The organism is Siphonobacter sp. BAB-5405, assembly GCF_002872335.1.
In the GTDB taxonomy this organism is placed as follows: Bacteria; Bacteroidota; Bacteroidia; order Cytophagales; family Spirosomataceae; genus Siphonobacter.
The window spans coordinates 1-26,057 of the sequence record NZ_NJAG01000013.1 but is presented as its reverse complement, the minus strand read 5'-3'; the positions used below and the strand labels follow the sequence as shown (position 1 = coordinate 26,057).

At 50.1% G+C, this 26,057-nt stretch carries 21 protein-coding genes and 1 pseudogene; 11 read left to right on the top strand and 11 right to left on the bottom strand.

All coding sequences use genetic code 11. The annotated features are described in order from the left end of the window. Positions 1-42 precede the first annotated feature (42 nt). From BWI97_RS12240 to BWI97_RS27665, 3 genes are all read right to left on the bottom strand, one after another. Complete coding sequence (locus BWI97_RS12240) at positions 43-2,022, bottom strand: sialate O-acetylesterase (RefSeq protein ID WP_102201207.1); 1,980 nt, start codon at positions 2,020-2,022, stop codon at positions 43-45. Positions 2,023-2,213: 191 nt separating this feature from the next. Beyond that, complete coding sequence (rocD, locus tag BWI97_RS12235; RefSeq protein ID WP_102201206.1) at positions 2,214-3,452, bottom strand: ornithine--oxo-acid transaminase; 1,239 nt, start codon at positions 3,450-3,452, stop codon at positions 2,214-2,216. 74 nt (positions 3,453-3,526) lie between these two features. Further along, entirely contained in the window at positions 3,527-3,697 is a 171-nt protein-coding gene (locus BWI97_RS27665) for a hypothetical protein (RefSeq protein ID WP_158242744.1), read from the bottom strand. 244 nt (positions 3,698-3,941) lie between these two features. On the opposite strand from BWI97_RS27665, the gene BWI97_RS12225 reads away from it, so the two are divergent. Genes BWI97_RS12225 through BWI97_RS12200 form a run of 6 tightly spaced genes read left to right on the top strand, consistent with a single transcriptional unit; the run spans position 3,942 to position 12,191 of the window. Beyond that, positions 3,942-5,282 carry an SWIM zinc finger domain-containing protein gene (locus BWI97_RS12225; RefSeq protein ID WP_102201205.1) on the top strand — a complete coding sequence of 447 codons (1,341 nt, stop codon included), beginning with the start codon at positions 3,942-3,944 and terminating at the stop codon, positions 5,280-5,282. 5 nt (positions 5,283-5,287) lie between these two features. Beyond that, entirely contained in the window at positions 5,288-6,793 is a 1,506-nt protein-coding gene (locus BWI97_RS12220; protein WP_102201204.1) for a DUF5691 domain-containing protein, read from the top strand. A 29-nt stretch (positions 6,794-6,822) separates the two neighbouring features. Next, positions 6,823-7,902 carry an AAA family ATPase gene (locus BWI97_RS12215; protein WP_094814943.1) on the top strand — a complete coding sequence of 360 codons (1,080 nt, stop codon included), beginning with the start codon at positions 6,823-6,825 and terminating at the stop codon, positions 7,900-7,902. Continuing rightward, positions 7,899-10,124: a DUF5682 family protein gene (locus tag BWI97_RS12210; protein ID WP_102201203.1), complete on the top strand. Its 2,226-nt coding sequence runs from the start codon at positions 7,899-7,901 to the stop codon at positions 10,122-10,124. Before BWI97_RS12215 ends, BWI97_RS12210 begins: the two co-directional genes overlap by 4 nt. A 6-nt stretch (positions 10,125-10,130) precedes the next feature. Further along, positions 10,131-11,309, top strand: coding sequence for a VWA domain-containing protein (locus tag BWI97_RS12205; protein ID WP_102201202.1), 1,179 nt, complete (start codon positions 10,131-10,133; stop codon positions 11,307-11,309). A gap of 36 nt (positions 11,310-11,345) precedes the next feature. Further along, positions 11,346-12,191: an N-acetylglucosamine kinase gene (locus BWI97_RS12200; RefSeq protein WP_102201201.1), complete on the top strand. Its 846-nt coding sequence runs from the start codon at positions 11,346-11,348 to the stop codon at positions 12,189-12,191. A 33-nt stretch (positions 12,192-12,224) separates the two neighbouring features. Here the strand turns inward: BWI97_RS12200 and BWI97_RS12195 are convergent, their stop codons facing one another. Then, positions 12,225-12,683: an Rrf2 family transcriptional regulator gene (locus BWI97_RS12195; RefSeq protein WP_094814933.1), complete on the bottom strand. Its 459-nt coding sequence runs from the start codon at positions 12,681-12,683 to the stop codon at positions 12,225-12,227. Positions 12,684-13,183: 500 nt separating this feature from the next. Here BWI97_RS12195 and rpmH point away from each other — a divergent pair, with 500 nt between their 5' ends. Beyond that, a complete protein-coding gene (gene rpmH / locus BWI97_RS12190) occupies positions 13,184-13,342 on the top strand; it encodes a 50S ribosomal protein L34 (RefSeq protein WP_093208143.1) in 159 nt (52 codons plus the stop codon). A gap of 61 nt (positions 13,343-13,403) precedes the next feature. Here the strand turns inward: rpmH and BWI97_RS12185 are convergent, their stop codons facing one another. Then, entirely contained in the window at positions 13,404-15,215 is a 1,812-nt protein-coding gene (locus BWI97_RS12185; protein WP_158242743.1) for a glycosyltransferase family 39 protein, read from the bottom strand. Between the two features lie 288 nt (positions 15,216-15,503). On the opposite strand from BWI97_RS12185, the gene BWI97_RS12180 reads away from it, so the two are divergent. Next, positions 15,504-16,712, top strand: coding sequence for a nucleoside permease (locus BWI97_RS12180; protein ID WP_102201199.1), 1,209 nt, complete (start codon positions 15,504-15,506; stop codon positions 16,710-16,712). 67 nt (positions 16,713-16,779) lie between these two features. On the opposite strand, the gene BWI97_RS12175 is transcribed toward BWI97_RS12180, so the two are convergent. Next, entirely contained in the window at positions 16,780-17,175 is a 396-nt protein-coding gene (locus BWI97_RS12175; protein WP_102201198.1) for a DoxX family protein, read from the bottom strand. 30 nt (positions 17,176-17,205) lie between these two features. On the opposite strand from BWI97_RS12175, the pseudogene BWI97_RS12170 reads away from it, so the two are divergent. Further along, positions 17,206-17,433 (top strand): annotated as a pseudogene (locus BWI97_RS12170) (winged helix-turn-helix transcriptional regulator); the annotation flags it as partial. Positions 17,434-17,490: 57 nt separating this feature from the next. Here the strand turns inward: BWI97_RS12170 and BWI97_RS12165 are convergent. From BWI97_RS12165 to rpoN, 5 genes are all read right to left on the bottom strand, one after another. After that, the gene (locus BWI97_RS12165; RefSeq protein WP_094815059.1) at positions 17,491-18,942 is read right to left on the bottom strand and encodes an ATP-binding protein; all 1,452 of its coding nucleotides are present in this window, start codon (positions 18,940-18,942) and stop codon (positions 17,491-17,493) included. Positions 18,943-18,999: 57 nt separating this feature from the next. Further along, positions 19,000-19,452 (bottom strand): response regulator, encoded by a 453-nt coding sequence (locus BWI97_RS12160; RefSeq protein WP_094814925.1) that lies wholly within the window; start codon positions 19,450-19,452, stop codon positions 19,000-19,002. Positions 19,453-19,517: 65 nt separating this feature from the next. Next, positions 19,518-20,669, bottom strand: a complete 1,152-nt coding sequence (locus tag BWI97_RS12155; RefSeq protein WP_094814923.1) for an ATP-binding protein — start codon at positions 20,667-20,669, stop codon at positions 19,518-19,520. 75 nt (positions 20,670-20,744) lie between these two features. Next, a complete protein-coding gene (locus BWI97_RS12150; RefSeq protein WP_094814921.1) occupies positions 20,745-22,232 on the bottom strand; it encodes a sigma-54 dependent transcriptional regulator in 1,488 nt (495 codons plus the stop codon). A gap of 92 nt (positions 22,233-22,324) precedes the next feature. After that, positions 22,325-23,797 carry an RNA polymerase factor sigma-54 gene (rpoN, locus tag BWI97_RS12145; RefSeq protein WP_102201196.1) on the bottom strand — a complete coding sequence of 491 codons (1,473 nt, stop codon included), beginning with the start codon at positions 23,795-23,797 and terminating at the stop codon, positions 22,325-22,327. 287 nt (positions 23,798-24,084) lie between these two features. On the opposite strand from rpoN, the gene BWI97_RS12140 reads away from it, so the two are divergent. Then, entirely contained in the window at positions 24,085-25,506 is a 1,422-nt protein-coding gene (locus BWI97_RS12140) for a CHASE3 domain-containing protein (protein ID WP_094814914.1), read from the top strand. Between the two features lie 66 nt (positions 25,507-25,572). After that, a complete protein-coding gene (locus BWI97_RS12135; protein ID WP_094814912.1) occupies positions 25,573-26,013 on the top strand; it encodes a response regulator in 441 nt (146 codons plus the stop codon). Positions 26,014-26,057: the final 44 nt, after the last annotated feature.

The window sequence follows — 26,057 nt, the reverse complement described above, 5'->3', positions numbered from 1 at the left end:
CCCCTGCATACATCAGCCGAATTCGAATAGACTTTCGACGGTTTAATACTTCATCAATCGTTTACTTACTTTCAGGCCCGTATCGGTCACCAGCGTCAGTACATAGATACCGGGTTTAAGCGTTTGCACGTTCAAGTCCGTTGATTTTTCTTCGGAAATTTCCCGTTGAGCCAGTAACGTGCCCTGTAAACTATACAGCATTAAGGTTCCTTTCAGCGTTGCTCCAAACGTCAGATAGGCTTTCGTTGTGGCTGGGTTAGGCTTAACCTGCCAATTCGCCGTTAAGTATTCTTCCGATAAAGCCGGGCTTTGAATTTCAGTGGAAGCGTACGGGGATTCAGAAACTGCACTAATGGCTTTTAAGCGATAGGTATAGGTCTGACTGGGCTCCGTATTTCGGTCTTCGTAAGAAGTAGCGTCGCCCTTCAGTTCAGCTAGTAATTCATAGGTGTTGGTTGAAGCCGTCTTCCGTTCCAGGCGGTAACGTTGGACATTGGGTACAGTGGGCCAGTTCAGAGAGACGACACTTCGATTGAGTTGAGCTTTTAAGGATAACTCAATGGCCGTTGCAATTGGAAATTCGTGAAAAGTAAATGCTCCTAGACCCCGGCTATTTGACAGAAAGGGTCCTGGGAAGGCACGCATATCCGTCAGGATGTTGTACGAAGGCAGATAATTGAGCTTAGTTGCTGCGATTGGATTTCGAAGCGTAAGCACTACCTGATTGCCGCTGGCCTGCCCTGAAGTAACGGGAGCTACGGAAGTTTCCTTGCCGTCCAGATAGAAAAAGTCTTTCAAGCTGACGGTAACCGATTTACCCGATTCATCTTTTAGCAACTGATCGTCAGGCCATACCATTGTCTGGTTAGCATCAAATTCCAGCACAATACTCGTTTTTTCGGCGTTTCCGTAAAATACCTTCTGGATGTTGGGGGTACGAATCTGCAGGGTATCGGTAGATTTATAAAGTTTGGGCGAAAGAAAGCGGAAAAGCCGTTCGGCGAGTTCCTGATAACCCGGTACTTCATAATGAATGCCGTCATAAGACGGTAAGCCTACGGTAGCGAAGTGGTCATTTTTCGGATACAGGGTCGGGCTTTTTCGCTGCAATTCCCGAATGGCTCCGGCCGTATAGTTTTTGGAAAAGAGCAGATTCAGCTGCATAATGACGAAGCGGTCTACCATGGGCATGTCCTTTTGCCACTTCTTCTGTAACTGGTCAAACTGAGCCGGATAATTTTCCGTAAAGCCCAGAATGTCATCTTCACCCTGGTAATAGAAATAAGCCCGGATGCGGCTGATGCGGGACTTCTGAATCCGGTACAGCAAATGATCGTAAATCCCGCCTAATTGCTCAGCAATTTTTGTACCCGGAAAAGCTCCGTTAATGACGCAAACGGGAATTTTATAGGTTTCAATAATTTGCTTCTGTAATTCCTGACCCCAGTAACCTACCGGAGAAACGGCCCAACCCGCCGCGATCCAGTTCGTATCCGCCTGGGAAACACCGTTTGGACTCTGAGCGGGCGTACTCGAAAAGGTACGGGCGTATTCGTTGTAATAGTTATAGGGTTTGATGGCGTTGGCATTGGACTGCCCCTGAATGACGAAAAAATCACCCGCAACGACTTCACTTCGGGTGGCCATCAGGACCGAATCCTGCTTGCGGCAGCAGTAGATCTGAAAGGAATATTCGGCAAGTTCGGCTTTGATGGCAGGTGATAACTGAAAGGTGGCCCGGTTAGTATTGGGGGTAAAGGTAAAAGCTGCTTTATGGTAGGAATACTTCTCCTTACCGCGGTACGTAATCACGGACATGTATTCCCAGTCTGTACCCGTCGTTCGGCCTGAGATCGGTACAATGGCCGTATTGTTATCGTCGCGGGCGTACAGTTGTTTATCGCGAGGAAGCTGATCGAAGGTAACCCAGCCAATCTGTTGGGACGTTGCGGAAAGTGAACCCAACAGGCACAGCAACAGACTTAGGACTCGTACGTTTAAAGCAGGTAAAAGGTATTTCATTGAGAACGGGGGCTTAGTCAATTAACGTTTGCAAAGAAAGCGTTTCTGCGAATAAGCGAATTCAGTTAGTGTTCAAAATTACAGTCTGAATGATTTTTACTACTAAGTGGTACAAAAAATAAGGATTTCCTTCCGATGAGAATAAGGAAATCCCTAAACATAAAAAGACTGAAAAGTATACGAATAATCAATTACTTAGACAACACGGCCTGCTCAATCATAGCACAGGCTTCCTCCATCTGAGCTTCGGTAATCACCAGGGGTGGAGCAAAGCGGATTTTATTGCCGTGCGTGGGTTTCGCCAGCAAACCTCGATTCTTCAAATCCAGACACACTTGCCAGGCGGTATTACTCGTTTCAGTGTCATTAATAACGATGGCATTGAGTAAGCCTTTTCCCCGAACCAGTGTAATCAGATCACTTTTCTGGCTGAGTTCACGCATACGGCGGCGAAACAGTTCGCCCATCCGCTCGGCGTTTTCGGCGAGTTTTTCCTGCCGAATTACATCCAGAGCAGCCATGGTAACGGCACAGGCCAGCGGATTCCCGCCGTAGGTGCTACCGTGTTCGCCGGGACGAATGGTCAGCATGATGTCATCATCGGCCAGTACGCAGGAAACGGGATAAACGCCCCCCGACAAAGCTTTGCCTAGTACAAGAATGTCCGGACGGACGCCTTCGTGATCGCAGGCCAGTCGTTTACCCGTACGGCCCAGACCCGTCTGCACTTCGTCGGCAATGAAGAGAACGTTGTATTTCGTACAGAGGTCACGAACGCCCCGCAGATACCCTTCGTCAGGTACTACCACGCCCGCTTCACCCTGAATGGGTTCCACCATGAATCCGGCAATGGTGGGATCAGCGGCCAGGGTTTCTTCCAGAGCGGCCAGATCATTGTAGGGAATGATCACATAACCGGGCAGGAAAGGTCCGTACTCGTTCCGGCTGTCGGGATCCGTCGAGGCCGAGATGGCGGCCAGGGTACGACCCCAGAAGTTTCCGGCGGCGAACACCGTTTTCGCCTGATCGGCGGCAATTCCTTTGACTTTATACGCCCATTTTCGGGTAAGCTTGAGAGCGGTTTCTCCGCCTTCCACGCCCGAATTCATCATCAGGGCCTTGTCGTAACCGAAATATTCGGCCAGATACTTCTCGCATTCGCCGAGTTTATCGGAGTAAAATGCACGGGAGGTAAGCGTCAGTCGCTGGGCCTGCTCGGTCAACGCAGCAATGATCGCGGGGTGGCAATGTCCCTGATTCACCGCTGAATACGCGGAAAGAAAATCGAGATACTGTTTATTTTCCACATCCCAGACGTATACGCCCTGGCCTCGGCTCAGGACTACGGGGAGGGGATGGTAATTGTGAGCACCGTATCGCTCTTCGAGGGCAATTGCTCGCTGAGTAGGGGATTCAAACGTCGTGTACATCGCTATCTAAAGGTAAAAAGGGGAGAAAACCGAAAGGCGGCGGCCCTTCGTTTATATAAACCAGGAAAGCAGTACTACTGCGGGATTTCGCCCGCCGTGGCCATGACGTAGAGCAGCTGATCGGAAGAGGTACGGATGCGGTGAAGCTTACAGAAATGACCGTACAACGTACCCGCCGTAGCCGTCCGCCGGGCTTTGCTCGGGCATAGAAAAAAGCGGGTTTGTTTGTGAAATAAATCGGCCATACTAGAAATGTTAGATGGCCTAAGCTACGAAAAAAAGCCCGGATTTGGGGCGGGTCACCTGAACAACAACGTAGCTTTCATGGGGAAAAGGGAATAATCCTGGAAAAAAAATGACGGAACTAAGTCTTTGATTTTCTGTCAGATGAGGAGAAACTTGCGGTTTGTCCTGGCTGACTAATACGAGCATTTTCCGGATCATTGTTTTTCTTTACCCCCTTGAAGGATGTTGTATTAAGCGAACCACGTGAATTCAATAACGGAAGAACAAGTCGTTTCATTAGCTCCCGATGCTGCTTCGCTCAAAGCAGGCAAAGCCTTAGCCGTTGAGAATAAATGGCTGACGCTGGCATTCAACGACCGCGTCCTGTGGGGCGAGGTACAGGGGAGCGGCAAGGATCCCTACCGCACCCAGATAGACCTGGGGCAAATGGCCTCTAAATGCAGTTGCCCCAGCCGGAAATTTCCCTGCAAACACGGCCTGGGCCTGTTGTTACTCTTTGCCAAACCATCGCCCGCCTTTCAGTCTCCGCCCGAAGAACCCGCCTGGGTGAGTGAGTGGATGGATAAACGTCAGACCAAAGCCGAAAAAGCCGCCGAACCCGTCGTGGCCTCGCCCGCAACGGACGAGCAGAAAGAAAAGGATCGGCAAAAACGGCAACAGGAACGCCTCCGAAAAGTACAGGGCGGCGTTACGGAACTGGGCCAGTGGCTGCGGGATATGGTGCGAACGGGTACGCTAAACGTACCCGAACGCGGCTACCGGCATTTTGATCAGACCGCCGCCCGCATGGTCGATGCTCAGGCTACCGGACTGGCGAATGCCGTGAAAGCTTTCAATACTATCCCGTACGCGGGCTCCGACTGGCAGAGTCAGGTGCTGGAACAGTGTACCAGGCTGTTTGTCTGGACGGAGGCATTCAAAAATCTGGATTCGTTGCCCATTCCCGTACAGGAAGATATTAAAACGGCCCTTGGCTGGAGCCGCTCGGCGAAAGACCTGGATGCCGAAGGCGAAGTCGTTACGGATGACTGGCTGGTACTGGGTCGCCTGACGCGGGAAGAAGAGCGGATTACCGTGCAGCAAAACTGGCTCTGGGGTCATCAGACGAATCGTATCGCACTGGTACTGAATTTCGCGTATCAGAATGCAGGCATCGAAACGCCCCTGGTACCGGGCACGAGTTCCCGGGCGGAGTTACGCTTCTTTCCCTCGGCTTTTCCTTTTCGGGCGATTGTTGGTAATCATTCCGGCTATTCCAACTTAGATACACCGCCTCCAGCATTTGCTAACTGGCTGAAAGCGGAAGCGTTCCTGAACCAAATCTGGCTGGCTCAACCCTGGGCCGACCAGATTCCGTTGTGGATACAGACCGTGTCGCTGGTACGGGTAGGCGATCAGTGGTTACTACGGGATACCGAAAATCGGGTTGTACCGCTCTCGGAAGAATTTTACGAAATGAAAATTTTCCATCTGCTGGCTCTCGGTGGCGGAAACCCCCTGACCTTATCAGTACGCTACAGCGATGGTACGGTCTATCCGCTCGGCATCTGGCTGGATGATCAGTATCAACTCTTACCTTCCTAAGCCGCATGAATACCTGGAATGAACTCGTACAAGTGGCATTGCTGGGAACGGAGAAAGGCAGGTTTTCCCTCGAAACCTTGCCCGAATCCATTCAGCAGGCACTGGCTCAGACCAATCCGCAGGACCGCGAAGGTTTTTTCTTACAGGCCGCCGCTCTTACCCATCAGTACGAACGGGCGGGTCGTCAGGCTCCCGTACTGGAATCTCCGGGCGTACCCCTTGCCGAAGCCGAAGAAAAAGCCGTTGCCCCAACGGAAGCCGTTCGCATCCTTAAAACCCTGCTGGATCAGCAGCCGCTGAATCCGGTTTTACTGGGTTTACTGTTACAAAAATTAGCTCAGAAGGACTGGATTGTACCGCCCGCCTGGCTGGTATCACTACTGAACATCGGACTTGATTCCGTACAGGAAGCCCTGATTCCCGTGCAAGGCAAACGGGGCGAGTGGTTACGGAATTTTTACGAACCCTGGAAAGCCAAAGCTTCGGAAGCGAGCTGGGAGGAAGGCAAGACTAGTGAACGAAAGCAGGTACTAACGACCCTGCGAAAGCAAAACCCCACCGCCGCCCGCAAGCGACTCGAACAGGCCTGGCCCGAACTCAATGCCCGCGAACGCAAGGATTTTCTGGACGTACTCTTTCTGGATTTATCTCCCGCCGACGAGCCTTTTCTCCGGCAGGTGCAGCAGGAATTGAAGGGCAATAAACCCATTCAGCAGGAAACCCGTCAACTGCTCATCCGTCTGCTGGCCACCTTACCCGATTCGCCCGAACGGCGGCTGGTGCAGCAGGAAATGCGGAAGTATGTCGTTCGCGAAAAGAAATTGCTGGGACTGGTTTCTGCCGATCCCAAACTGGTACTGCCCGAAACCGAAGATGCATTCTTTTCGATGGAACGCTTTCACCAGCACTGGGGCTTTGCGGCCCAACCTACGGATTCCTATCAGTACCAATCGCTGATCGAATACTGGTTTACCGAAGCCCTGGTACTGGTCGATCCGCGAGTATGGAAAGAAGAACTCAAAACGGACTGGCCCGGCGTAGTTAATTTTTTCACCGTAGAAAAAGCCAAAGCGGACCGCTCGTACGCCCGCTACGTATCGCTGATGGAGGCGTCCGTTCGTTTTCGCGTACCTGAACTCTTTGCCATACTGGCGAAAGCACATATTCCGTATCCCGGCCTTACTTCCTTCACGATGGAAGAATGGGAGAAGATCTTTACCATCGTTCCGTTCCGGGAGCTGAGTATGCAACGCTCCGAATTACTAACCGCTCCCTGGTCGGCGAAATTGAGCAAACATATCTTGCGGGAATCGTTCGAGCTGGTCAGAAACTCGCACGTGTATCTGGAATTTGTTCGCCAGGCCAGTGCGTACTGGTACCCGCTAAGCGACGCGGAGATGGATGCCCTTCGGCCCTCGGATACGCCTTCGTATTACCAGTCGGGCGAAGAAAAACTCATCATTCTGTTGAAAGAAATCCTTCAGCTTCGTCAACGCATCGAAGCCTTATAACTGTTTTCTAACCTACTTTTCACGAAGAAATGAACGCTTTACGCCAACACGCCGAAGAGCAATTTGCCGAAGAATTAGAAGAATTGCGGAAACAGGATAGCGGTCAGCGGCCCCCCAACTGGGTCCTGACGCCGCAATCGGTCGTAACGTACCTGATGGGCGGTACGCTGAAAAATGGATTCGAAGTAAGTCCTAAATACATTGGCAGTCGCCGCCTGATGGAAATCGCCGTCGCAACCCTGACTACTGACCGGGCTCTGTTACTGTACGGTTTGCCGGGCACGGCCAAATCCTGGGTAGCCGAGCACCTGGCGGCTGCGGTATCGGGCAATTCTACGCTGCTCATCCAGGGAACCGCTGGTACGGGGGAAGAAGCGATTCGCTACGGCTGGAATTACGCCCGCCTGCTGGCCGAGGGTCCTTCCCCGAATGCTCTCGTCGTAACGCCCATGATGCGGGCCATGCAGGACGGGAAAATTGCCCGGATCGAAGAATTAACGCGGATTGCCGCCGACGTACAGGACACGCTGATTACCATTCTTTCGGAGAAAACCCTGCCCATTCCCGAGCTGAACTCGGAAGTACAGGCCACCAAAGGCTTCAACGTAATTGCCACGGCCAACAACCGCGATAAGGGTGTCAACGAATTATCGAGTGCCTTAAAGCGGCGTTTCAATACGGTCATTCTGCCCGTACCCGAGAGTATGGACGAAGAAGTCAGCATCGTGCAACGCCGCGTAAGCAGTCTTTCCAAAGCCTTGGAACTACCGGCGGAACTTCCCCACCTGACTGAAATCCAGCGACTGGTGACCATCTTCCGCGAATTACGCTCGGGGGCTACGCAGGACGGCAAAGCCAAGCTGAAAACGCCATCGGGTACGATGAGTACCGCCGAAGCCATTTCGGTGATGAACAACGGAATGGCCCTGGCCGCTCACTTTGGCGATGGCCGCGTGACGGCGGAAGATCTGGCCGCGGGTCTGATCGGAGCCGTGGTGAAAGATCCGGTTCAGGATAAAGTAGTCTGGAATGAATACCTGGAAACGGTACTGAAAACCCGCGAAAACTACCGCGATCTGTACCGGGCCTGCAAGGAACTGACGCTATGACGATTCATTTGTTGGGCATTCGCCACCACGGCGTAGGTTCGGCCCGGCGGGTGCAGGAACGACTCACGGAAATTCAGCCCGATCTGATTTTAGTGGAAGGGCCACCCGAGCTGACGGAGATTCTGCACTGGACGGCTCACAAAGATTTACAGCCGCCCGTAGCCGTGCTCGCCTACGACGCCGAGGAACCGCAGAAAGCCGTATTTTACCCCTTTGTCGAGTACTCGCCCGAATGGGTGGCCGTGCAATACGCTCACCAGCACGCGGTGACCGTACGCATGACCGACATGCCTTTATTGCATTCGCTGGCGAAGGAGGAAGCACCCAAAATCGACTCCCTTCAAAAAGAGGAGTCTCCCGAACGGGAAATTTCGCCGCTGCATACGCTGGCTGAACTGGCGGGCTATGAAACCTATCACGACTGGTGGGAGGAACGCTTCGAACAGGACCCCCGCATCGGTGATTCGGCGGCGTATTTCGAGGCGGTACAGCTAACCATGGAAACGGCTCGGGCCGCTTCGACCCATCCGACGCCGGAACAGGATGCGATTCGGGAGGCTTTCATGCGGCAGCATATTCGCGAAGCTCAGAAAGAGGGTTTTACGAACATCGCCGTCGTTTGCGGAGCCTGGCACGTGCCAGCTCTGACCGATCTGAAAACGACCAAAAAGGAGGATACGCCGCTCGTCAAAGGCTTACCCAAAGCTAAAGTACGCCTGACCTGGATTCCCTGGACGAACACCCGCATGAGCTGGTGGAGTGGGTACGGGGCCGGGATTCACTCGCCGGGCTGGTACGAGCACCGCTGGTATCAACCCGAAGACCGGGGCGAACAATGGCTCACCCGCGTTGCCCGGCTCTTTCGTCGGCAGAAGATGGACGTGTCTACGGCTCATATTATCGAAGCTTTCCGACTGGCGGATTCGCTGGCGACCTTGCGGAACCTCCCGCGTCCGGGTTTGAACGAGCTAAATGAGGCTACGCAGTCGGTGATGTGCATGGGCGACGGCATTCTGATGCGACTGGTAGAGAAAGAGCTGATCGTGGCTCACCGCATGGGACAGGTGCCCGACGAACTACCGAAGTTGCCCATTCAAACCGATTTTGAAACGATTGCCAAAAAGCTACGCCTTGAAATTCGGGAAGAGACCAAGTTTCTGGAGCTGGATCTTCGCAAAGACCTCGATCTTTCCCGGAGTATCTTTCTCCATCGCCTGCGGGTGTTGGATGTACCCTGGGGCAGTTTGACGGGTATTTCCGGCAAAGGAACGTTCAAGGAAGGCTGGCAACTGCGGTGGAGTCCGGAGGCGATTCTTCAACTCATTGAAAAAGCCATCTGGGGGAACCGGATTGAAGACGCGGCCACGCAGTACCTGCTCGACCAGACCCAACGGAGTACCTCCATTACCGAACTGGCTCAAAAACTGGAAGCGGCCATTCCGGCAGAATTGTTTGGCGTACTCGACGGCCTGATTCATAAAATCAGTGAACTGGCGACGGTGTCGGCGGATATGCAGGAACTGATGATGGCCCTGCAACCGCTGGTCACGGTGAGTCGCTACGGAAGCGTTCGGAAAACGGACTTATCCACACTCATGCAGGTCGTGGAAGGGCTGCTGACGCGAATCTGCATCGGTTTACCTACCGCCTGCTATGGACTGGACGACGAAAACGCCCGCCGGATGCTCGGACTCATTCGTCAGGTGGACGAATCCGTCCGTCTGCTCGAACGCGAATCGCTGGTGCAGGCCTGGCGGGATACCTTATGGATTCTGGCAACGAAAGAACATTTGCCCGCTCTCATTACCGGCGGGAGTACGCGACTGCTCTTTGACAGCAAAGTACTGGAAGAGGAACTGATGACGCAACGGTTTGAACGAGCTTTGTCGAAAGGCAACGAACCGAGCGAGTCGGCGGCCTGGCTGGAAGGCTTCTTAAGCGGTAGTGGGCTCATTTTACTGTACGATCCAGCTCTCTGGAAATTGCTGTATACCTGGGTGGCCGAACTGGCAGGGGAAACCTTCATGGAGTTACTGCCCGTCCTGCGTCGGACCTTTGCGACCTTCGAAGTAGCCGAACGCCGCAAGCTGGGTGAAAAAGCCAAACAACCGCCCGTAACGCTGGAAACGGCCGTGCAAACGAGTTGGGCAGAAGGCGAATTCAACTGGGAACGAGCGGAAGCCAGTTTATCACCGATGAAAGCATTACTGGGACTGAATTAAGCACACATGGCGATACACGAAGAAACGCTCAAACGCTGGCGATTGCTGCTAGGCGGAGAGCAGGCCGACGGTACAGGCGTGGCACTCGACCCTACGGAAGCCCAGATTGACAAGGCTCTGTCGGCCCTGTACGACTTTGAAATACGCGGCAAATTTGAGTATAGTCCCGAACGGGCGGGTGGGTCGGGAGCTTCACAACCGAACGTAGCCCGCTGGCTGGGCGATATTCGCACGTACTTTCCGGCGTCGGTGGTGCAGGTCATGCAGCAGGACGCCCTGCAAAAGCCGGAATTACAAAAGAAACTACTCTTTGAACCGGAGATTCTGGAGCAAGCTACGCCCGATGTACATCTGGTAGCTACGCTGATGGAATTGGGTAAGCTGATTCCCTCGAAAACCCGCGATACGGCCCGGCGGGTTGTACAAAAGGTAGTGGATGAGTTGCTGGAAAAACTGGCTCAGAATACCATTCAATCCATTAGCGGAGCCCTGAATCGGGGCGTTCGCAATCGGCGTCCGCGGTTGAGTGAAATGGACTGGCCGAGTACCATCCGCAAAAACCTGAAGCATTACCAGCCGACGTATCAGACGATCATTCCCGAGGAACTGATTGGCTTTGGGCGAAAAACGCGGCGTTCGCTGAAAGATGTGGTGCTATGCCTGGATCAGTCGGGTTCGATGGGCAGTTCCGTCGTCTATTCCGGAATTTTTGGCTCGGTTATGGCGTCCATTCCGGCCATCAAAACGCAGATGATCGTGTTTGATACCGAAGTGGTCGATCTAACGGAAGACCTACGCGACCCCGTTGATTTGCTCTTTGGCGTACAACTCGGCGGCGGTACGGACATCAACCGGGCCCTGGGCTATTGTCAGCAGGTCATTCAGAAACCCAACGATACGATTCTGGTGCTGATTACGGATTTATACGAGGGTGGAAATCTGGCTCAGATGCGGCTACGCGTCCAGGAAATCGTAGCTTCGGGCGTTCAGCTGATTTGTCTGCTGGCTTTGAATGACGAGGGAGCCCCGTATTACGATCACGGAAATGCCAAGTTTTTAGGGGATCTGGGGATTCCCGTTTTTGCCTGTACGCCCGATATGTTCCCGGAAGTCATGGCCGCGGCCATTAACAAGCAGGATTTGAAACAATGGGCGGGTGATCGGGAAATTGCCCTGAAGGGCTAATCCCATCGCTGGGAATCACGTCTAAACGAAACAAATGTGCAACTGATTGCAGATAGTGGATCAACGAAAACCGACTGGCGAATGCTGGCCGCCGATGGAAGCGTGTCGCAGGCCCGTACGGTGGGATTCAATCCCTTTTACCAGACCTCGGAAGAGATTGCGAAAGAGCTGTCGCTGAGTCTGAAACCAAAAGTGACGGAACCCGTCACGGAAATTTTCTTTTACGGAGCGGGCGTGAGCGGGCCGGAAAAGGCGGCAATCATCCAGGCGGGGCTGTCGGCGGTGTTTCCCGAGGCTACGCACATCGAAGCTCATTCCGATATGCTGGGAGCGGCCCGGGCCCTATGCGGACGCGAGGCGGGGATTGCGTGTATCCTGGGAACGGGTTCGAATACCTGTCAGGTCGCCAACGGTGATATTCAATATAAAGTCGATACGCTGGGTTTCTGGCTGGGCGATGAAGGGAGTGGGGGATACCTGGGCAAAACGCTGGTACAGGCCTATCTGCACCGGGAATTACCGGAAGACCTGAAGCTCAAATTCGAGAAGCGGTACCCTACAATCAATCGGGATACGGTACTGGAAAATGCGTATCAAAAACCTTTTCCGAATCGCTATTTCGCGGGTTTCTCCAAGTTTCTATTCGATAATCGTACGCATCCCTTTGCCTATCAACTGGCCGCTGATGCCTTTCGACTGTTCTTCGACAAATACATTCTCAAATACCCCGATTACGCGAATTACCGCGTGCATCTGACCGGATCGGTCGCGTTTTATTACTCCGATATTATTCGAAGAGTAGCCCGGGAAAAAGGCGTAACCATCGGTGTGATTATGGAAACACCCATTGCGGGACTGACGCTCTACCATCAACCCGAGTAATGAAAAAAGGCTGGTTCAACCAGCCTTTTTTCATTACTCGATATTCGTTTGGGGTGTTTCGAGATTCACGGCCGCTTTGTTCTCCAGTAAGTCGGCAATCGTCGTTTGCTCGAGTACGTGAAGGTTGGCATCCCGCCAGTCCCGCATGACATTCCGTAAGGTACAGGTATGCTCATCGGCACAGTCGTCGCACTTTCCGTAGAAATACAGCGAAACGCAAAGCGTGGGTGAAATCGGACCGTCGATAATTCGAAGTACTTTGGCAAAGTTTACTTCGGCCGGTGGGATCCGTAACATATAACCACCACCTTTTCCTTTCTGGCTTTGCAGAATGCCGTGATTCCGCAAATCGAGCAAAATGGCTTCCAGAAATTTCTTGGGGATTTTCTCCTGCTCGGCAATGTAGGAAATCAGTACTGGTTTTTGGTTCCCAAACTCCTGACCCAACACTTTCAGGGCTTTGAGAGCATATTTGGCTTTTTTTGAAATCATATTAACGATGAAGTAAGCCGGGTAAAGGCTTGTTCAATTTTGCTTTGAATCTACAAAAAGTTTACCACATCTATCCGTTACCTGGGCTGAAAGGCAACGCTCTACGGTATTTTCTGTCGAAAAAGAACCGCAAAGAGAAGGGTTTTTGCAGCAATATGCAATGCTATTTTCCAGACTAAAATGAGAATCAATCGATCCGTAGCTGGTTAGATACAGCCTAGTCAGAAACCAATCCGCGGGCACCATACTCCTGGAATTCTACCTCAACTAGGCTGTAAATAAGTCCATTCTATACCACTGAAACCACCTCATTTTGACCCATTTTCATTTTCTAACACCAAAAACATAGAAAAAAATCCTTTTTTTAAGAGGACGTCTTGTGAAACAGAATTTTATGGCTAATTTTGCCGCTCGATTCTGGAAAAATGAGTTATCCGTTGTCAGTTCTCAAGCTCAACGGCCTGTACGGATAACAGATAACCAAATAAATAGATAAGGCAATGAAAAGAACTTTCCAACCATCAAATCGCAAGCGTCGCAACAAGCATGGCTTCCGCGAGCGGATGAGCACTCCTAATGGACGTCGTGTACTAGCTGCCCGTCGGGCACGTGGTCGCTGGAAACTGACCGTTTCTGACGAAAAACGTCACAAGCAATAGGATTATCTTCCCAATTGAGGAAAAGAGAGCAGCGGCAACCGTTGCTCTCTTTTTTTGCCCTTTACTTTTGCTGACCGTTTACAAACGTAGCTGGACCCAGGACCTTACCCTGCGGATCGTAGAAGGTACCTTCGCCCGTTAGTGACAGCATGCGACCGTCGCTGAACGTACCCACGAACTTGCGACCATCACCGAAGCGATACTCGCCTTTCCCAGCCGGCATTCCTTTTTCATTATAGGGACCGTGCCAACCCAATTCGGGATGGAAACGACAGAGAAACGTGTCCGGATTCTGCAATTGCAGGACAATCTCAAACTGATCGGGGTTGGCCTGCACGTAGGGAATCAAGTAGCGGGGCGTCGAAGAGTAGCCTAGAGCGTCAATGACCACAAAATTGGTTTTGCGTTTGGTCAGATACTCCCGAAAGTCCTTTTGGTTCTCCGTGTAGGGATACGTGGTTACGTAGCTGTTCGAGAAAACCACGAACAAACTGGGTTTGCGGCACACCACCATGGAGTTCTTGGGGGCGTATTCCTTAATCCACGCCGCAGCCTGGAAATAGTTTTCGTGAGCCGGGTCGTAGCTGGGAATCCGGGCCATCTGCCGCAGAAACTTGATGCCATCGCCGGGACGTGTCTCGGTGGCCGTTTGCCCAATAAAACTGGGTACTAAAAACAGGAAGAGAAAGGGAACCGCTACCCGCCGAATCAGTGGACTGTTCACCCGTACTTTTTCCAGTCCTAATCCAATCAGATAATACAAGCCGTACAGTCCGCAAAACAGGAAGAAGGGGACTAGGTGTAGCATCAGTCGGTTCCCCGTCCAGACTTCCGGATAAATCAGTAACAGAGCGAAGGTAGCGAGTGCGTACCCGGCAATGAGCAAGCGGTATTGTCGCAAATGAAACCAGCCCAAAGTAATCAGGGCCAACAGAGCAAGTCCAGCCAGCCATTCGCCCGAAGAAACGGGCGAAGCGTAATCTTCCACGTTCGTACTCAGGGTAGCACTGGGAATCTCGCGGGTGATGTAGCGTTCCGTATTGTGCCAGAAACGCTCTACCCAGCCGCCAAAGCCCTGAACCACCCCTTCTTCAGGCCGAAGCGGATTGATGCGTTGCATATCTCTCAAGTGACTGTCGCCGCCCAGCTTCGAAGCCCGGATTTGCCAGGGCAGCACGCCTAGTACGAAAATCACGCCCATGAAAACGATGTGCAGCCACTTCTTCCGAACCAGCAGATAGAGTCCGGCTCCGCCCAGCATCATCAGTCCCGTTTGCCGCACATAGTACGAAGCCACTACACCCAGAGCAAAACCCCAGAAGTAGGGATCTTTCCAGGCTGAACGTTTGAGATCTGACTTTACGAAAAACCACAGGGCCAGCAGCGAAATGAAGAAATACGTCATTTCACTCATCATCATGGTTGCGTACTGTAAAATGTGAAAGTTGAGAGCCACCAGTAATGCCCCGACGAAAGCCAGATGAATATTCCGGCCCATCCGGCGAAAAATGTCGAATAGTAGTATCAGGGATATCACCAGGAAAAAGCCGTTGAAGGCCTGAATGGTCGTCGTTTTGTCCGAAAACAACCGCATGATCATCGCAATCACAAAGGGGTATCCCGGCGGAAAGTGATTGGCCGGTACGCGTTCAGGACCCGTGATGCCCACGTAGCCATCCCCCTGAGCAATGGCTTTACCTAAAATGTAGTAATCCGTAGCGTCGCCGGTTAGTGAAAGTTTTTTGTCGAAGATGTACTGAAAAACAAACCATCCAATCAAAGCTAATAAAGCAGCGTATACATAAAGGAGGATTCGGGAAGTTCCAGCAGTCGCAACAGAGGGCGGTTCAGTCGTGAGGTTTTTGTTTTTCATTCCATGCATCTTTCAAACGGCTCAAAGATACAATTGAATTACAGACAACGGGAAGCTTCTGCCTCGAACCCGTTATGTATCCCTGACATAGCCGTAGACAAATGAACGCAATCCGGCGGATTTTGCCGAAATGCTGGCGAAACTCGTCGCTAGAGCGGGACAGAATCGCAAAAAAATGGGTATACTCGCATTAGAAAACTCCGACCGCGTGGCTCTATGCAAGTACGTTGATTCTTTTTACGTACGATCTCTCGTCTGTTTTACTCTATTCTAACTTTTACATTGCTAATGAAGTCTACCGTTCGGATTCAACTCATGCTCATGATGTTTCTTCAGTTTTTCTGCTGGGGATCGTGGTATGGTCAAGTAACCAAGTACCTGGGAACGACACTGGGAGCTACGGGTGAACAACAGGGTGCTGCCTTTTCGACGTTTTCGATTGCGATGCTGATTGCCCCCTTTTTCGTGGGGATGATTGCAGACCGTTATTTCTCAGCTCAGAAAGTACTGGGTGTACTGAACCTGCTGGGGGCTGCCGTTCTTTATTTTCTAACGCAGGCAACGAATCCCGATCAGTTTTTCTGGCTGATCCTGGCGTACTGTCTCACCTTTACGCCAACGCTGGCTCTGGCGACGAGTATTGCCATGAACCAGATGGAGAGCCCAGAGAAGGAATTTCCCAACATCCGTGTGGCAGGAACCATTGCGTGGATTGTCGTGGCGAACATTGTGGGTTATCTGGGCGTAGGAGATCAGGTAACGATCTTCCAGTTTGCGATGGTTGCTTCGGTGATTCTGGGCGTCTTTTCGTTTTTCTTACCCGATACACCACCCAAGGCAACGGGTCCGGCTAAAGCTTCCCAGATTCTCGGAACCGATGCCTTTGTACTGTTCAAAGATCGGTCTTTCGCTATTTTCTTCCTGTCTTCGATTCTGATCTGTATTCCGCTTTCGTTTTACTACGCCATGGCGAACCCTTCGCTGACGGATTCCGGTATGACGAACGTAGAAAACAAAATGTCGCTGGGACAGGCTTCCGAAGTGATTTTTATGTTGCTGTTACCGCTGTCGTATAGCAAACTGGGTGTGAAGTGGACGTTCATCGTTGCATTGATTGCCTGGATTGTCCGCTTCCTGTGCTTTGGTTTCGGCGATGCGGGTTCCGGCGAGTGGATTCTGTACATGGCAATCATTCTGCACGGCGTTTGCTACGACTTTTTCTTCGTAACCGGACAAATCTATACCGATAACAAAGCCGGTGAACGCATCAAAACGCAAGCTCAAAGTCTGATTACGTTTGCTACCTATGGGGTAGGGATGGGCATCGGCTCGTACATTGCAGGCGTTCTGAAAGATACCTTTACGACGGAAGCGGGGGTGAACTGGAGTGGGTACTGGATGGTACCGGCGGGCATCGCGGGCATCATTCTCCTGCTGTTTATTGCCGTATTCCGGGAGAAACAATCGACGGCTTCACCGGAAAAAGTGTTACAGTAAGGGAATGCATTTTCCATAAAAAAAGCCGTATCGAGCGTTCGATACGGCTTTTTTTACGGACTTAACATTAGGCTAGAGCGACCAATGTCGCCGCTGGAGCCGTATGCTTTTGGCGTTTGTGATACATGACGTACGAGGTCAGGAGCAATCCCAGAAAAATCAGCGGAGCTACGCTACCTGAAAGGGGATCACCGGAAGCCGTATGAGCAATGAATGCGGAAATGAAATTAATCGTAAAGCCAGCGTAGACCCATTCTTTCAATCGGCCCGTAAAAGGAATCATCAGACCCAGCACACCCAGTACTTTAGCGATGGCTAGCTCTATGCGAAAATACGCAGGGAAGCCTAGGTGCTGGAAAGCCTTTTCCATCTCTGGATTAGTCAGGTATAAATAGGCCGAAAAGCTCATCATCACCGCTACTAATCCAGTGGTTATCCAGTAAATAAGGTTCGTTGCTTTCATTGTTGTGTTTTTTGAAACAAACGATTTAATGAGATTCAACGAGCGGTAGAAGGGATCTCGGCCCGGGTACTTTCCCACGAACTAAAAGAGCTGGAAATCAATGGATTCGTAAAGCGGGTGGTGCATACGGAAACGCCCGTGGTTATTGAATACGAACTGACGGAATACAGCGGTACGCTTCAGGATGTGCTGGAATCCCTGAGCAGATGGGGCGAAATGCACCGAGAAAGAATCATGCGTTTACCTATGAGCGAATAAAAAAAGCCCTCGCTTAGGCACAAGCGAGGGCTTTCTATGTACTAGTATCTATCGGTATTAAAAATCTTCGGATTCGGTTCCGGCCAGCGGAAATGAAATCGTAAAGGCCGTACCTACACCCACCTCTGATTCGACATCAATACGGGCTTTGTGCGACTGCACGATACTCAGCGTAGCCGCCAGACCCAGTCCAATTCCATTGTTCTTGGATGTAAAATAAGGCTCAAACAAACGGCCCAGATTCTCAGCCGGAATGCCCGATCCGTTGTCTTCAATGGCTACGTAGCAAAAATCACCGGCTACGTGATTTTGCACGTGAAGAATACCCACTTCGGGTTCCATGGCTTCAATGGCATTGACAATGATATTAAGAATCGCAATTTTGATTTTCTCTTTATCAACCTTTACAAAGCAATCTTCGCCGTAATCTTTCTGTAACGTAATGTTCTTCAATTGAACCCGATCCATTGCCAGAGCCAGCGTCTCGTCGAGAATCTGGTGGATCGAGAAATCGGCCAGATTGATTTCCGCCTGCCGGGAGGAATTAAGAAGCTCCGAAATCAGATCATTAATTCGCTGAGAATTGCGTTTGATGATCTGGGGGTACATCAATAGCGTATCGTCTTCCATTCCCGTGAGCAATTCGTCCGCTGACAAATTGATGTTTGTGAGCGGATTACGCACTTCATGGGCCAGCGTACGCACCAGACGGGCGGTAGCCGCGAGCTTTTCCGTAAGCAGAGTGTCCCGTTCGGCTTTCTTTCGAGCTGTGATATCGTGAACAATCCCCTGAATCTGTCGGCTACCGAAACCGTCATTCTGGACACTGGCGTAAATCGTACAGTACCGTTTTTCGCCCTGACTGGTTTGTAAGGCTACTTCGAAATCTTCGATTTCACCGAATTGCTCCAGTATGGATGAGAAAATGGCGTAGCGATCCGTGCTCTCAAACAATTCGGGCATTCGCTTCTGGGTGAATTCATCCGGAGTATAGCCCAGTAATTCACTACCATTCGGATTGACGTACAAAAACTCTCCCGAAGGACTCGCCAGAAAAATCATTTCCCGTAGCTGATTGAACAAACTCCGGTATCGGCGTTCACTCTCGCGTAAAGTGTTAAGCGTAGCAGCCCGTTCGAGGGCGTAACGGATACAGCGTTCGAGTTTTTCAGCGTTCAAATCCCGTTTGACCAGGTAGTCGACGGCTCCCCGTTTGGTAGCTTCCTCATCTACCTTGCGGTCACCGCGACCCGTCAGTAATACCATAGGTGTTGACAGACCAATGGCGTGAACTTCCTCGATGAGGTCAAGGCCCGTTTTGGCTCCGAGAAAGAAGTCGACGAATGCAATTTGGGGATTGCTGGTTTTGAGCTTTTCCAGAGCACTGGAGTAGCTGTTGGCCCACTCTAACGCAAACTGACTTCCTGGAATGTCTCGCAGGTAGTCGCTTGTGAGCAGGTAATCGTCCTCATCGTCATCCACGATTAAGACTCTCGTAACATTATTCATAATTCCTCCCTGCTCGCCAGAGAGCATTTAAAGGTGAAACGAAGGTATAGGTTAATCCTAGGGCGAAGGTAGCTGAACTACTTCAAACCAGTATCGCCCAAGGGATTGTGTGACTTCGATAAAATCTTTAAAAGTTACGGGTTTATTGATGAAGCAATTCACGCCCAGATTGTAACTCCTGATAATGTCTTCTTCTGCGTGTGAAGTCGTTAAGATTACAACCGGAATACTCCGTAAGTCAGGATTCGACTTGATTTGCTCCAAGGCCTGGCGACCGTCCATGCGGGGCATATTCAGGTCCAGTAAAATCAAACCGGGTCTTGGACTCCGTTCGGGATCGGCATAAACTCCCCGGCGAAACAGATAGTCGATCAGTTCCAGACCATCAACCACCAAATGGATTTCGTGCAAAACGAAATTTTCCTCGAAAGCCTCCCGGGTCATTTTCCGGTCCTCTTCATCATCGTCGGCAATGAGTAACACTACCGGTTTCTTGAGAATGTGTTTCATGACGCTCCTATAAAACGTAGGAGGGAGGGCTTGCGGTGTTTGTGGTCTACGCTTAGGTTCCTACCTCATTTTACTTTCTGTTGTTCAGGAAAGATCAGTACGAAGGTTGCACCCTCACCAGGCTTACTCTGAGCGTAGATAATGCCACCATGGTTTTCAACAATTCGCTTACAAATCGCTAATCCCATGCCTGCTCCTTCGTATTCAGAGCGTCCGTGTAATCGTTTGAACAAAGTAAAAATCTGTTCCGACTGCCCCGGTTCAAAGCCAATCCCGTTGTCGCTCAGGGCGATCTTGTGGTACAGCGTACCCGGTAACAGGCGATGTTCAGCCATTTCCTGCCGCGTTAACAGGCTTGAGGTAATCGTCAAGTGCGGTTTACGGTCGGAGCTGGTAAATTTCAGGGCATTGCTCAGTAAATTCTGAAATAACTGGTGCATCTGCGTGGGTAGGGAAGAGATGGTCGGTAACGTACCTACCTCTACTGTCGCTTCCGTTTCCGTGAGCCGTAATTCAAAATCACTGAGTACATTTCTGGCAACTTCGTTTAGGTTGACAGGGGTGAAAGGTTCCTCCGGACGCGAAATTCTGGAATAACTCAGCAGACTTTCGATGAGTAATTTCATCCGCTGCGTTGCTCCGAGCATCCGGGAAAGGTAATGTTTACCTTCTTCACCTAAGTTCTCCTGGTAGCGGCTCGTTAGACGTTCGCCAAATGACGTAATCTTGCGAAGCGGCTCCTGTAAGTCATGCGAAGCAATGTAGGCAAACTGTTCCAGCTCAAAATTTGACCGGTCCAGGGCTTCCATTTTTGCCTTTAATTCCTGTTCAAAAAGATAATGAGCGGTCAGGTCGGCCGTAATGCCTACCAATCGCACATCGTTGGTTTCAGGAATCGAAAGTACGTTCCCACGACTCATCAAAACGAGTTCGTTGCCCGTATAGTCCAGAATACGATACTGAATCTGGAAAGGAAGCTTGTGTTCAAGAGCTTTTTGAACAGATTCAAGCACATGTTCCCGATCTACCTCCACGATCTGCTCATAGAACCAATCCACTGTGGGTGGCGTACGAAGTTCAGCCGGAAAGCTCAGAACACGGAATAAACCCTCTGACCAGTAGAATTCTTTTGTAGTACTCGACCAGTCGAATGTGCCAAAGCGTAACAAAGATTCAGCTTCCCGAAGGTAGGCATTACTATCATAAAGCTGAGACATACTGATAAGCTAAAAGAAGCGACAATATCAAAGGGGCATGCTTCTGACGTAAACAGGAGCATGCCCGGAAATCACCTAAGACAAGTGATAGTTTTTCATCTTGTTGTAAAGCGTTTTTCGGTCAATACCCAGCAATTGGGCCGCTTTACTTTTATTAAAATTGACCTGTTTAAGGGTCTTTAGAATCATGTCATATTCGGCTTCCAGAGCAGCTGACCGCAGATTAGGCTTTTCACCTTTGGGAACTTCGGGAGCTATCACGCCCACGGGTGGTTCACTGTAGTACGTTTGCGGAGGAATAACCGGAATCTCGGGTACGTAAACAGGAGTAACGGGTGGTGTATTCGTCTCCATGGATTGTAACTTGTTAAAGTGCACAATCTCAAAGGGAAGATCCCGCGACTGAATGCTTTCGCTATCCGTCAGCAGCGTAGCCCGTTTGATGACGTTACGCATTTCCCGAAGGTTACCCGGCCATTCATATCGCATGAACAGATCCACTACATCGTCTGCGAAGCCACGTACCTGCTTGCCCAGCTCTCCATTGGTTGCCTGCAGGAAATAATCGGCAAATACCAGAATATCTGCATTACGTTCGCGAAGCGGCGGTACGTCAATGCTGAATTCGTTAAAACGGTAGTAAAGGTCTTCCCGGAATTTTCCTTTTTTAGCGGATTCAATCAGACGTTCGTTCGAGGCCACAATGATACGTACATCAATAGGCGTTTCTTTTGTACCGCCCAGTCGTCGTAACTTTCGTTCCTGTACTACCCGCAGGAGAGAAACCTGTACATCATAAGGCAGGTTACTTACTTCATCCAGGAAAAGCGTACCCCCGTGTGCCTGCTCGAAGTGCCCAATTTTCTGATTAAGAGCTCCGGTAAAAGCACCCTTCTCGTGCCCGAATAATTCCGAACCAGCCAGATCCTTGGAAATAGCACCACAGTCCATAGCGACAAAAGGTCCACTGGAACGTTTACTGCGTTTGTGAATTTCCTGAGCAACGGCTTCTTTACCCGAACCACTTTCGCCGTAAATAATAACGCTATAATTGGTAGGAGCCACCAGATCCACCTGACGATACAGGTACTTGGATTCCGGACCATTGCCGAAGATATACTGTTCGGAGCCCGTAGGCCGTTTAGGAGCCGGAGTAGAAGTTCCGGTTTCACCATTTACGCTCGGAGCTGCAGGTTGAGCGGCACTTTGATCCAGTGCTTTCCGAATCGTTACTAAGATTTCATCTGGGAACAGGGGCTTGGTTACGTAGTCGTACGCACCCTGTTTCATCACGTTTACAGCGATCTTAATATCTGAATAACCAGTGATGACAATGACGGGTACGTGTGGAAACTGTTCTTTAATACGAACCAGTAATTCGCCCCCGTCCATATCTCCCAGGCGGAAATCTGTCATGACTAAATCGGGCTTGAAATCAGTAAGGATTTCAAGACCTGAAGTTCCATTATGAGCAATGGCGACCTCGAAGCCATTACGCCCCAAGAATCGCCGTAGAAGCAGACAAATGTCCGTATCGTCGTCAATTACTAATATTTTCTGCATAGAAAATCTACCATTACCCTCACTTGAATCAGAGCCTTATGGGTGTGAAATGCTCTTTTATTAACAACAAACGATTATTATCTGCTCAAAGGTTATACGCCCCGTCGGAACTGGGCAGACTGAATACCTAATTGATCACGGTATTTGGCGACGGTCCGACGTGAAATCTTGTATCCTTGCGTAGCGAGTAATCGCATCAGATCGAAGTCATTGAACGGATTGCGTTTATCTTCGCAGGAAATATGTTCCACGAGTGCCTGCTGAATCGCTTTGTTCGAAACTTCGTGACCGTCTTCCGTCCGAATCCCTTCGGTAAACAGGTCTTTCAGGTGAATCAGGCCAAACGGTGTTTGTACGTATTTCCCCGAGGTAACCCGTGAAATGGTGGAAATATCCATACCAATTCGATCGGCTACATCTTTGAGAATCATCGGTCTGAGATTCCGTACGTCACCTGTTTCAAAAAAGCCACGCTGCAATTCCACCAGCATTCGCATGGCACGGTGCATCGTATTTTCCCGCTGACGAATCGCATCAACCAACCATTGAGCCGATTGCAGCTTATTTTTCAGGTACGTAGCGGCTCCGCGTTCACGACTGGTATCTACTAGACCAATAATCGAGCTATTCACCCGAATATCAGGCCAGTTGCCTCGGTTCAGTGCTACTTCAATCCGTCCGTAATCGTCGTAGTGCAAAACATAGTCGGGAATAATTCCACGTTTTACGACTACTGAATCGTTGTTACCTCCAACGATGGGTTTAGGATTGAGTTTACCAATTTCGGCAATAGCCACTCGTAATTCATCCTGATCAATACTCAAATGCTTACAGATCTTTTCAAAGTTACGATTGGAAAGTTCAGTAAAGCATTCGCTGACAATATCCATGGCTCGCAGTGTTGCTGCGGTAGCCCGGCGACTTTCAAGCTGGAGGAGCAGACATTCGCGTAAATCACGAGCTGCCAAACCGGCGGGTTCAAGCTCATCGTGAATGGCTGCAATAACCTCTTCGACTTCCGAACCATCTACAAAAATTCCATGCCCGAACGAATAATCATCGGCTAGGGCATCCGCATCGCTGCGTAGGAAGCCATCATCGTCGAGAGAATCAATAATAAATTCGGCCAGAGCCCGCTGACGATCCTTTAGATTCATCCAGCGAATTTGTTCCTTAATTGCTTCCCGCCAAGTTTCCTGTTCAACGATCGGAGAAGAGTATAAATCATCTTCTGCGTTGGGATCCTGACTTAATCGCGTTTTATATTCAGGAATATCATCATTCGAAAATTCGTCCCAGTCCCGGTAGTCTTCGACGTTAGTTGGCGTTTCGTAATCGGCCGTATGGTCATCCCTTTCGTCCGACGACATTTCCATTTCGCCCTCATCGTTCGACTCCTTTTCAGTGGCACCTTCTTCCAGCAGAGGGTTTTCCTCTAATTCATTCCGTAAGTGCTGCTCAAGCTCTAAGGTAGAAAGTTGCAAGAAATTTAAAAACTGTATCTGCTGGGGAGCAACCCGCAGGGTTTGTTTCTGAGTTTGCGAGAGGTTAACTGAAGTGCTCATATTGTGGTTTGGATAATTTAAGGCGGTAACTGAAGTACTGTACCTATTCATAAAGTCAAGCCACGCGAGACTTATCCAGACAAATCCTCCCTAATTGAGGATGATTTCGATCACCTAGCACGTTTTTTTTGTTGATAATCAAGCCACTTTTGAACGAATGATACCGACGAGTTTATTTTTTTGCTTTCCTCTTCTCTTTTCTTTTGGCGGAAAACTGCCTTTTTTTGCCTCCTCTTATTTCCCCAAATTGTAGAAATATAACCACTCGTCTGGTATCCAATTAGTAAATGAAGTCTTCGAACGTCTGGCTACTCAATATCGCTGCTGCCTCCGCCATTGCCATACTGGTATTGCTGACTTATCTATGTTTAGATCAGGTACGCTCTACGGAATGGTTTAGCGAGCGGGTCGAGCATACGTATAGAACTATTAATGAAAGTGAACGACTGATTTCGTACGTCAAAGAAGCGGAATCTGGCATTCGTGGGTATTTGCTTACGTCCAATAAACTATTTGTCAAATCGTATGAACAGATGCGAAGCGAGTACGAAGCTTCTGCTCAACGCATGCAGATCCTGCTCAACGATAATGTACCTCAGTTGCGACGGCTGGCAGTCTTCAAAAGTCTGGCTCGTGATAAATGGGAAAGTATGGATACGCAGCTCAAGGGCATTGACAAGATGCAGAATCAGGATGCTACCATTCTCAAGAGCAAAGCCATCATGGATGCCATGCAAAAGCAGATTGATGAAATTAAAAAAGAAGAAAGCAAGTTGCTAACGAGTCGGTTGAAGGCTCGCCAGCGGGAGTTTAATCTGGCTCCCACCTATTTACTAACGTTAGCTCTGCTGGCGGGAGGATTGCTGATTATTTCCGCGACGTTACTCAACATTGAACTTCGCCGGCGGCGGCTGACCCAGATTGATCTGGAGAAGAAAGTTGAAGCCCTTAACCGTTCGAATGCTGAATTGGAACAGTTTGCTTACGTCGCTTCCCACGATTTACAGGAACCTTTGCGGAAGATCAGAGCGTTTGCAGACCGTCTGCTCATGCGGCAACGTGAGCAACTGACGGAAGATGGGCAGGCCATGCTGGACAAAATCGCCAACGCGGCTGAACGCATGCAGGGGCTGATTAATGACCTGTTGACATTTTCGCGAATGGTAAGTCGTACTGATAAGCTGCAAACCGTTAGCCTGAATGAAGTAGTGGACGAAGTAAAATCCGATCTCTCAGAAGTGATTGCTGATCGGCAGGTTTCGATTGACGTACAATCCCTGCCTACTCTTCAGGGCTATCCCTCACAGATACGGCAGCTTTTTTTGAACTTACTCAGTAATGCCCTGAAATTTACCAGGGCTGACGTCCTTCCAGTTATTCAAATCACCTACCAGAAAGTGGAAGGTTCTGAAATTGTAACACTGGATTCGGATCTAAAGAAAGAACAATCGTATCATCGGATACAGATCATTGACAACGGGATCGGGTTTGAACCCGAATACGCAGAGAAAATTTTTGTAATTTTTCAACGGTTACACGCTAAGTCGGCCTACGGAGGTACTGGAATTGGACTGGCCATTTGTCGGCGTGTGGTGACTAACCACGAAGGTTATATTCTTGCGGAAGGTAAACCGGGGGAAGGAGCGGTTTTTACGATCTACCTGCCGATTGAAACCGGTAGGCAGACTTTAGCCAGTACAGCAGAATAAAAAAATAGCCGTATCTTTAAGGGCGATTAGACAGCAATAGCGTATGGCCCTGAGCCTGGTGCAGGTATGAATACACAGATTCCCATTTTGGTGGCTGATGATGATGAAGATGATCGTTTTTTAATCCGAACCGCTTTTCGGGACAGCCAATTAACCAACGATATATTTTTTGTAGCCGATGGAGTAGAGCTAATGCAGTTTCTTCACCATCAGGGTCCGTATGCTGATGCAGAAAAGTATCCGCGTCCCGGTATCATTTTTCTGGACCTGAATATGCCCCGGAAAGACGGCTGGGAGGCCTTGTCAGAAATCAAGCAAAACCCTGAATTAAAAGCAATCCCGGTAGTGGTCCTGACTACTTCGAATTCCGAACGGGATATTCTACGTACTTACGAGTCGGGGGCCAATTGTTACATCACTAAGCCAATTTCTTTCGATCAGCTTTTACAGATTGTCAAAAGTTTTGGTCAGTTCTGGCTTAGCATTGCTTCCATCCCCTGGAAATAAAATAACCAGTATTCAACAAAAAAGCCGATTCTCGTAAGAAATCG

Coding starts and splice junctions, on each gene's coding strand:
- BWI97_RS12150 (WP_094814921.1), bottom strand. CDS start 22,232: ATGCAGAAAATATTAGTAATTGACGACGATACGGACATTTGTCTGCTT.
- BWI97_RS12180 (WP_102201199.1), top strand. CDS start 15,504: ATGAAGTCTACCGTTCGGATTCAACTCATGCTCATGATGTTTCTTCAG.
- rpmH (WP_093208143.1), top strand. CDS start 13,184: ATGAAAAGAACTTTCCAACCATCAAATCGCAAGCGTCGCAACAAGCAT.
- BWI97_RS12240 (WP_102201207.1), bottom strand. CDS start 2,022: ATGAAATACCTTTTACCTGCTTTAAACGTACGAGTCCTAAGTCTGTTG.
- BWI97_RS12220 (WP_102201204.1), top strand. CDS start 5,288: ATGAATACCTGGAATGAACTCGTACAAGTGGCATTGCTGGGAACGGAG.
- BWI97_RS12140 (WP_094814914.1), top strand. CDS start 24,085: ATGAAGTCTTCGAACGTCTGGCTACTCAATATCGCTGCTGCCTCCGCC.
- BWI97_RS12135 (WP_094814912.1), top strand. CDS start 25,573: ATGAATACACAGATTCCCATTTTGGTGGCTGATGATGATGAAGATGAT.
- BWI97_RS12175 (WP_102201198.1), bottom strand. CDS start 17,175: ATGAAAGCAACGAACCTTATTTACTGGATAACCACTGGATTAGTAGCG.
- BWI97_RS12205 (WP_102201202.1), top strand. CDS start 10,131: ATGGCGATACACGAAGAAACGCTCAAACGCTGGCGATTGCTGCTAGGC.
- BWI97_RS12195 (WP_094814933.1), bottom strand. CDS start 12,683: ATGATTTCAAAAAAAGCCAAATATGCTCTCAAAGCCCTGAAAGTGTTG.
- BWI97_RS27665 (WP_158242744.1), bottom strand. CDS start 3,697: ATGGCCGATTTATTTCACAAACAAACCCGCTTTTTTCTATGCCCGAGC.
- BWI97_RS12215 (WP_094814943.1), top strand. CDS start 6,823: ATGAACGCTTTACGCCAACACGCCGAAGAGCAATTTGCCGAAGAATTA.
- BWI97_RS12185 (WP_158242743.1), bottom strand. CDS start 15,215: ATGAAAAACAAAAACCTCACGACTGAACCGCCCTCTGTTGCGACTGCT.
- BWI97_RS12155 (WP_094814923.1), bottom strand. CDS start 20,669: ATGTCTCAGCTTTATGATAGTAATGCCTACCTTCGGGAAGCTGAATCT.
- BWI97_RS12165 (WP_094815059.1), bottom strand. CDS start 18,942: ATGAATAATGTTACGAGAGTCTTAATCGTGGATGACGATGAGGACGAT.
- BWI97_RS12210 (WP_102201203.1), top strand. CDS start 7,899: ATGACGATTCATTTGTTGGGCATTCGCCACCACGGCGTAGGTTCGGCC.
- rpoN (WP_102201196.1), bottom strand. CDS start 23,797: ATGAGCACTTCAGTTAACCTCTCGCAAACTCAGAAACAAACCCTGCGG.
- BWI97_RS12160 (WP_094814925.1), bottom strand. CDS start 19,452: ATGAAACACATTCTCAAGAAACCGGTAGTGTTACTCATTGCCGACGAT.
- rocD (WP_102201206.1), bottom strand. CDS start 3,452: ATGTACACGACGTTTGAATCCCCTACTCAGCGAGCAATTGCCCTCGAA.